Source organism: Candidatus Ichthyocystis sparus (genome assembly GCF_900078745.1).
GTDB lineage: Bacteria > Pseudomonadota > Gammaproteobacteria > Burkholderiales > 2013Ark19i > Ichthyocystis > Ichthyocystis sparus.
Map to the genome: position 1 here is coordinate 1 of NZ_FKII01000059.1, position 8,096 is coordinate 8,096.

Annotated in this window: 3 protein-coding genes; all 3 read left to right on the forward strand. The window is 31.8% G+C overall.

Going from position 1 to position 8,096, the window contains the following annotated elements; all coding sequences use genetic code 11:
- A partial coding sequence (locus A6733_RS09015) for a hypothetical protein (RefSeq protein ID WP_176696783.1) occupies positions 1 to 347 on the forward strand: 347 nt, incomplete at its 5' end.
- A gap of 666 nt (positions 348 to 1,013) precedes the next feature.
- Positions 1,014 to 3,911: a ShET2/EspL2 family type III secretion system effector toxin gene (locus tag A6733_RS05760; RefSeq protein WP_092411519.1), complete on the forward strand. Its 2,898-nt coding sequence runs from the start codon at positions 1,014 to 1,016 to the stop codon at positions 3,909 to 3,911.
- Between the two features lie 1,794 nt (positions 3,912 to 5,705).
- The coding region (locus A6733_RS05765) for a ShET2/EspL2 family type III secretion system effector toxin (protein WP_242641601.1) at positions 5,706 to 8,096 on the forward strand (2,391 nt) is incomplete at its 3' end.

Below are 8,096 nucleotides of genomic sequence, written 5' to 3' on the forward strand. Positions count from 1 at the left end.
TTGTAGCACTGGAGAATGATTTTCCTGAGGTAGTTAAATCTTATATTTCACTACTTAAATTAATACCTAAAGATGAATTAGTTAATGTATTAGTGGCTTCGGATAGTTCTGGTAGACCTGCTGCATTACTTGCTGGTAGTAATGCCTTGGAAGCCTATTTTGCGATGGTATCTGAATTTACTACAAAGACTATATATGCTTTACATTCACAACTTAGTAGTACAAGAAGGTCAATTGAACATATATTGGCTGGTGATAGTAATCTTGATGGGAAATATAAACTTTTATTGGAGAAGGTCAAAGAACTTGCCAGAAGCTCAAGACAGAGCCATTATAGTTTGCAATAAGATAGAGTCAATAAAGTTGAAATATATTGTTACTTAGGTAGCACAAATTACCACTAAAAAATAGAGCTATACAAATGGCAGACTATGTAAAAGCTAGTGGTGTCAGGTTTATATGTAGATCTATAAATGCGTAACCATTCTTTGTTATATATCATCTCAGTATAAAAAATTATTTTACAAGGTAAATATCACATTAATTCTTCCACTAAACATACTAGGATGGACTCGCTCTGCAAGTGTATAGTAATATATACTTGCAACAAAATATGTAAGAGTGGCATGGGTTTATCTAGTACCAGTGCTCATATATCTAAACAATCAAAGTGCGGATTATAATCCGTTACATGTTTATTTATAGTTATCAAGGGTAACAGTACTATAAGTAAAATATTACTGGAGAAAATAAAATAGTACCTATGATTTATCTACACTAATGTAGTGATACTGCGTTAAGAGGGTAATTGTCAGAAAATCATATAGTGTGTGCTTGCTTAATTTTTTAATTTAATACACACACTAAACACGCAAATAAAATTATATAAGTCAATTGTTGTAGAAGATGTTATTTTAAAATAATTACTTTATATTTTAATTCATGAAAGCTACTGTGCTAGCATATCAATGTTTAGATTGACATTCAGGATATAGGGTGGGGGTGAAGTTGCGATGAGCCTTGGTGTGCATTTGTTATCACATTCAATGACAGAAGTACCGTCTTGCGAAAAAGACGTTCCCTATATATCTAAAAAATACCCGAAAGACTCACCAAATTTAAATAATAAAGTTGAGGTTAATGGAGAAGTAATGAGTTGTTCTCACTTATCTTCATTATTTGTTCTTAATAGCATAGACTTCCACAGAAATAAAGTGAAATTAAAAATCAGCCAGCTGTTTTCAGATAAAGATTCAGTAAAAAAAGCGGCTCTTAGCAAGTTTGGAGAAGTTAGTGAAAATATAGTACTAAAAAATTCATGTGGCAGGCATGTTATAATTTGCGATAAGTTTGGCGATTTTTTGCATAGAACAGCATCTACTATGATCAGTGGAGAGCAAAGATTATTTACTTTACATAGTTGCAGTCATGTAATGTCTTTTAAGATTGTACGCAAAACCAAAGAAATAGAAGGAGTATCAGCAGACAGATGGGTAGTACACTTTTTTGATCCTAACATAACTACCGTCGTAGCACGCAGTGAAGTTTTAAGCTGCGAAGAATTTTTAGATCAAAGTAAATTCTCTTTGAGAATGTTTATATATCAAGGTTTTTATGGAAAATATTATTTTGAAGTTAATCCAGGATTTATAGAAAGCGAATGCGCAGTATATGAGTACTCTGATACGAGAGAAGCAAGTTCGAATTTTTCAACTTTAGACGCTCTATCTCAAGATGGTATTTCTGGGTGCATGATGTTCCATATAATGTCTAATAATATTTATTCATTGGATATTAGAGAAATAGCAAGATCTAAATCTTTTTCTACATTAAGTGCTAGTGCCAGAAGAGATGTGTTTTTTGCTAAAAGCTCTGGAGGTGTTCCAGGGCTTTTCTTTGCAATTTCAGAAAATCATTATAACGCTGTAAAATCTTATATTGATTTTTTGGAAGAACTTTCTAGTGATGAGCAATTAAGTTTGTTGCCTATAATTATTAGGTCTGAATCACCTAAAGGAGCACCATCTTTATTTATAGCTATGCAAGAAAATAGTATTCAAAGTATTAATGCTTTTTATTCATTGATAGATAGGTTGATGAATATAAGATCCAGAATGCACATAGATGATTTTTGCAACATGTTATTTGATATTTTTCTGGCAAGGCGTGGAGATGGCTTATCTGCTCTTTCTATGGCTTTGCTATCAAATAATGCTGAAGCTATTCATGCTTTTGGTGGTTTTTTGGATAGAATTTTTATGCTTAAAGGTGATATTAGTAGTAGAAGATTGGCTGATATGATTTTTAATTTATTGGATCATAAAGACATACAAAAAAATTCTGCTCTACTGTATGGTCTTAGATACGGTTGTTCTAATGCAGTACGTGCTTTTGGGGCATTATTAGATAGGTTACTTTTTATGAAGGGAGATATACCTGATGCTGATGTGGCTGACATGGTTTATAATCTGATTAATCCTTCTTGCGATGGAGATTACGGTCTGTTTCTTGCTTTGCAGAATTGTTGTGCCGATACAGTACTTGCTTTGAATGAGCTAATAGGTAGCAAATTTATGTTGCTGAGTAGCTGTTTGTCTGAAAGTAGATTTAATTTTATGATGTTGTGTATGTTGTCAGCTATGAACAGTAATAATATGCCCGGCATATTTGTACCATTGTTGAGTAATAATGTCGATGTTGTAGAAGCATATGGTTCATTGTTAATTCATGCATCTAAAGTAATTAGAAGAAGAATTTTTTGTATTAAAGATAGTGATGGATCATCTGCCATTCATAGGTTTGTGGAATGTGATAAACCAGAATCCTTTGTAGCGTACGATCATTTCTTACAATCACTTTCTTGTGATGAGCAAGTTGAGCTGCTTCCAGAGTTGTTAAGTTCTAAAAATGAGGATGGTGATCCAGCTCTGTTTTTAGCTATGCAAGAAGGACGTGGTGATTGCGTTGATGCATATAGTACTTTGATGGAAAAACAATTAATTAAAATTAAAGAAAGAATGTCCAATGATGATTTTGCTAATCTGATTTTTAATATTGCATTGGCTAAAGGAAGTAATGGAATATCTGCTTTATATATGGGAATGTATAGGGATAGATCTGGTTCTATAATAGCTTATTCAATATTATTGGGTAAAGTTTTAGTACTACTAAGAGGCACTGTACCAGATGATAAAATTGCAAGATTGATTTTTGAATTGTTAAAGTCTAGAACTAGTGATGGCTATGATGGATTATTTGTGACTTTGCAACAAGGAAATAGCGATGTTGTACTTTCTTTTGGCTTGTTGTTAGATATATTTGTCGTTTTAAAAGGATGCATAGAAGATACCACATTGGTTGGTATGGTGTTTGATTTACTAATGTGCAAAAGTGGTGATGACAATGTTCCAGGGTTATTTGAGGCTATGAAAAATGGACATCATCGAACTGTAGAAGCTTTTGTAGAATTATTAGAAAAATTTATGATGTTTAAGGATGATATATCTACTGGATATTTTAATAGTATGTTGTTAGATCTTGTGGCATCTAGACGACCAGATGGTGTATCTGGGTTATTTGTAGCACTGGAGAATGATTTTCCTGAGGTAATTAAATCTTATACTTCATTACTTAAACTAATACCTAAAGATGAATTAGCTAGTGTATTGGTGGCTCCGAATGGTTCTGGCGTACCTGCTGCATTGTTTGCTGGTAGTAATGCCTTGGAAGCCTATTTTGCAATGGTATTTGAATTTCCTACAAAGACTATATATGCTTTACATTCACAACTTAGTAGTGCGAGAAGACTGATTGAACATATATTAGCAGGTGATAGAGATCTTGAAGGAAAGTATAAATTTTTGTTAGGTAAAATTAAAGAGCTTGCTAGAAGCTCCAAGCAGGACCATTAAAGTACGTTCAGCTAGTTAAATTGATTATTACTGAACAGGGTAGGGTATTTGAGCTTTATAATTTGCAGGTGTTGAAAATAGAACGGTAATCACGTAACGTGTGGTGCGTGTGCTTGTGCTCGATGATATAATAAATTGTCTTATAAGCATTACAGTGACCACATTCGTATATTTTCACACTCAAAAAATAATGATATTTAAGGGTAATGTCTTAGGTTTGTTAAGTTAATATTTCGCCGATATGTGATTTTAGATGCTGCAATGTATGGACTATAGATTGGATATATGTGTTGTTTGTAGCACTAGAAAATAATTCTCCAGGGGTTTTTAACTTGCATACGTGTTATATGTGCTTGTATTAGCGGCTTGATAGAATTATGATGTTGACGTCTGTTATATATCTTAAGCATTACATGAAGAGGAAATATTGGGATAAACTAAAGAACTGCCACTAGCTAAAGTTTCAGATGAAGATCTTTCTCCAATATTTGCAAAACTAAATGGGATTAATACTCTAGTAATAATGGATGATTGGGCACTTACTTCACTATCGGAAACTTCATCAGAGGAGGTGCTAACAACTTTATGTGCTCTATTGTTAAATATATAATCTCTTTTTCATTATTTAATCCATATTACTTTCATACTTACTTGACTAATTCTATGAATAAATTAGCATAGCATAATTGTCATATTGCATTTTCAGACAATTGATTCCTGAAAAAAAAATGACTTAGCGATATCTTTAACTTGTGCTAGTTCCAGTGTCTAATTGATATATATATATAAATTAATCCTTATAAAAAATATAGCTATATGATACTCAATTTACTAATATGTAAAATTAATGTTCTTGGTTGGTATATTGCCATGCAACAAAGTTATATTAAGAATGTAATTATAAGTTTTAATTATTGACCATTAATGATCAAAAATAAATAATTTTTGCGTATAGAGTTTTATTTTTACCTAATAATAAATAACAAATTTGAGTTTATACATTTATTGCAATGTAAAATTAACATAAAAAATTATGTTAATAATATTGCATTAATATGTGTAATTATCTTTAACAATATATTGATTAAATATAAAAAAATTGCTTTAGAGAGCATTTTTTACACGTACATCCATATTGCAAAAGACTAGGATGAATGAGTGTTTGTAGGAGCATAAAATATGAAAATTCAATAAAATTCTTCTTTCTTGTTAATTTTCAATAAATTTATAAAATATGATAGAGATTCATATGATATATGTATTGTAGATATGTGATATTCGGTGTTATTGTACATAAAAAACATCTTCTACCATAACTTTTGGGGAGCAAATATTTTTTATTTTGCAAAGTTGCAGTTAATAGATGATCTTTTAAGATCATGCATAAAACTAACAATATGGAAGGAGGAGATTAAGTGGATGGGTGGATTTTTTTATCCGATCCTAACATGAATGCTATTGTAGCATGGACTGAAATTTTTATGAGTAATATATAGAGATAGGCTGCAGGCAAAATTGCTAATAATGTCATGCAATGTATGTGTAATTATACACACACATTGTGTTAAGAGAATAGATATTAAAAGCCATATTTAAGCACTAAAAATCCAATCTAGTTCCTGTGTGCATTTAGTTTTTTCGAATTATAATCGTAACGGCGGCCTAAGCAGATTGGTCCAATATTGTATGAATAACGAGAAAATTAATAACTATAATGTCACGATTTGGGACAATTACAATGAAAACAGAGGAAGAGTTAGAATGGACCCACACATTCACTTATCACCACATTTCATGATAGCGGTGCCGCCAGAGGAAAAAAAATTACCATACATATCTAAAAAACACTCTGATGACTTATTAAGTTTAAATAATAAAGTCGAAGTTAATGGGAAAATGATTAAATGTCCTCAGTTGTCCTCGTTGTTTGTTCTTAATGGTATTGATTGTTATAAAAAAAAGGAAAAACTGAGAATTAGCAAACTATTTTCAGATGAAGATTCAGTAAAAAGAGCAGCTCTTAGCAAATATGAGGAAATTAATGAATATGTAGTACTAAAAAACTCATGTGATAGGCATATTATAGCTTGCAATAATTTTGGTAACTTTTTGCATGGAATAGCATCTGCTATGGCTTCTGGAGAGCAGAGGTTTTTTATTTTGCATAGTTGCATTCATGTAATGTCCTTCGATGTTGTACGTAAAATTAAGGAAATAGAAGGGAAATTAATAGATAAGTGGGTGGTGCATTTTTATGATCCTAATAGGACTAATGTTGTGGCACGAAGTGAAGTTTTGAGACCTGAAGATTTTTTAGATTCAGATAAGTTTTCCTTAATAATGTTTATGGCTCCATGTAGTTATAAGGAGTATTTTGAAGTTAACCCAGGATTAATAGAAAGGGAATGTGCAATATATGAGTACTCTGATACAAGAGAAGCAAGTTTTAATTTTTCAACTTTAGAGGCTCTGTCTCAAGATGGCATTTCTGGGTGCATGATATTTCATCTAATGAGTAATGATATTGCTTCATTAAACATTAGAGAAATAGTAAGATCTAAATCTTTTTCCACATTAAGTAGTAGTGTTAGAAGGGAGATATTTTTTGCTAAAAGCTCTGAAGGTGTTCCGGCACTTTATTTTGCAATGTCGTTAAATCAACCTAACTCTGTAAAATCTTATAATGAATTTTTAGAAGAACTTTCTAGTGATGAGCAATTAAGTTTGTTACCTGAAATTGTAAAAGCTGAATCGCATCATAGAGCACCAGCTTTATTCATAGCCATGCGAGAAAATAGTTTTCAAAGTATTAATGCTTTTGGTTCGTTAATAGATAGGTTAATGAATCTAAGATCTAAAATGAGTATTGGTGATTTTTGTAGAGTGTTATCTGAAATTTTGCTAGCCGCTCGTAAAGAGGTGTTTGGTAATTTTTCCGCTCTTTCTACGGCCTTATGTAGAAATAATGTGGAAGCTGTTATGTCTTATGGTAGGATTTTGGATAGAATTTTTATGCTCAAAGGTGATATTGGTAGTAGAGAATTGGCTGATATGATTTTTAATTTATTGAATTATAAAGATTCAAAAAAAAATACTGCTCTACTGTATGCTCTTAAAAATGGTTGTTCTAATGCAGTACGTGCTTTTGGGTCATTATTAGATAGGTTGATTTTTATGAAGGGACATATACCTAATACTGATATGGTGAGAATGATTTTTAGTCTTTTAAGGTATGATTCTGAATATGAATCTTCTAGACTACCAATGCATGGTTTATTTTTTGCTTTGGCAAATGGTCATTCTGATTCAGTGCGTGCTTTTTCTGAATTGGTGGATAGATTACTCGTTATGAGAGGATGTATACCTGATGAAGATATGGCTGATATGATTTATAAACTGATTAATCCTTCTTATAATGGAGATCACGGTCTGTTTTTTGCTTTGGCAAATGGTCATTCTGATACAGTACTTGCTTTGGGTGAGATGATAAGTAGCAAATTTATGTTGCTGAGTGGCTGTGTGTCTGAAAGAGGCTTTAGTTTTATGATGTTACGTATATTGTCAGCTATGAACAGTAATAATATGCCTGGCATATTTGCATCATTATTGAATAATAATGTCGATGTTGTAGAAGCATATGGTTCATTGTTAATTCATGCATCTAAAGTAATTAGAAGAAGAATTTTTTGTATTAAAGATAGTGATGGATCACCTGCCGTTTATAGGTTTATGGAATGTGATAAACCAGAATCCTTTGTAGCGTACGATCATTTCTTACAATCACTTTCTTGTGATGAGCAAGTTGAGCTGCTTCCAGAGTTGTTAAGTTCTAAAAATGGTGATGGTTGTCCAGCTCTGTTTATAGCTATGCAAGAAGGACGTGATAGTTGCATTGGTGCATATAGTACTTTGATGGAAAAACAATTAATGAAAATTAAAGAAAGAATGCCCAATGGTGATTTTGCTGATATGATTTTTGGTATTGCGTTGGCTAAAAAAAGTGATGGGATATCTGCTTTATATATCGGAATGAATATGGATAGAGCTAGTGCTATAAAAGCTTACTCAATATTATTGGATAAAGTTTTAGTACTACTAAGAGGTACTGTATCAGACGATAAATTATCTGAATTTATTAATAATTTAATTTCATATTGCACACCTTCTTATGATGAAAGCCCTTTG

Coding starts and splice junctions, on each gene's coding strand:
- A6733_RS05760 (WP_092411519.1), top strand. CDS start 1,014: ATGAGCCTTGGTGTGCATTTGTTATCACATTCAATGACAGAAGTACCG.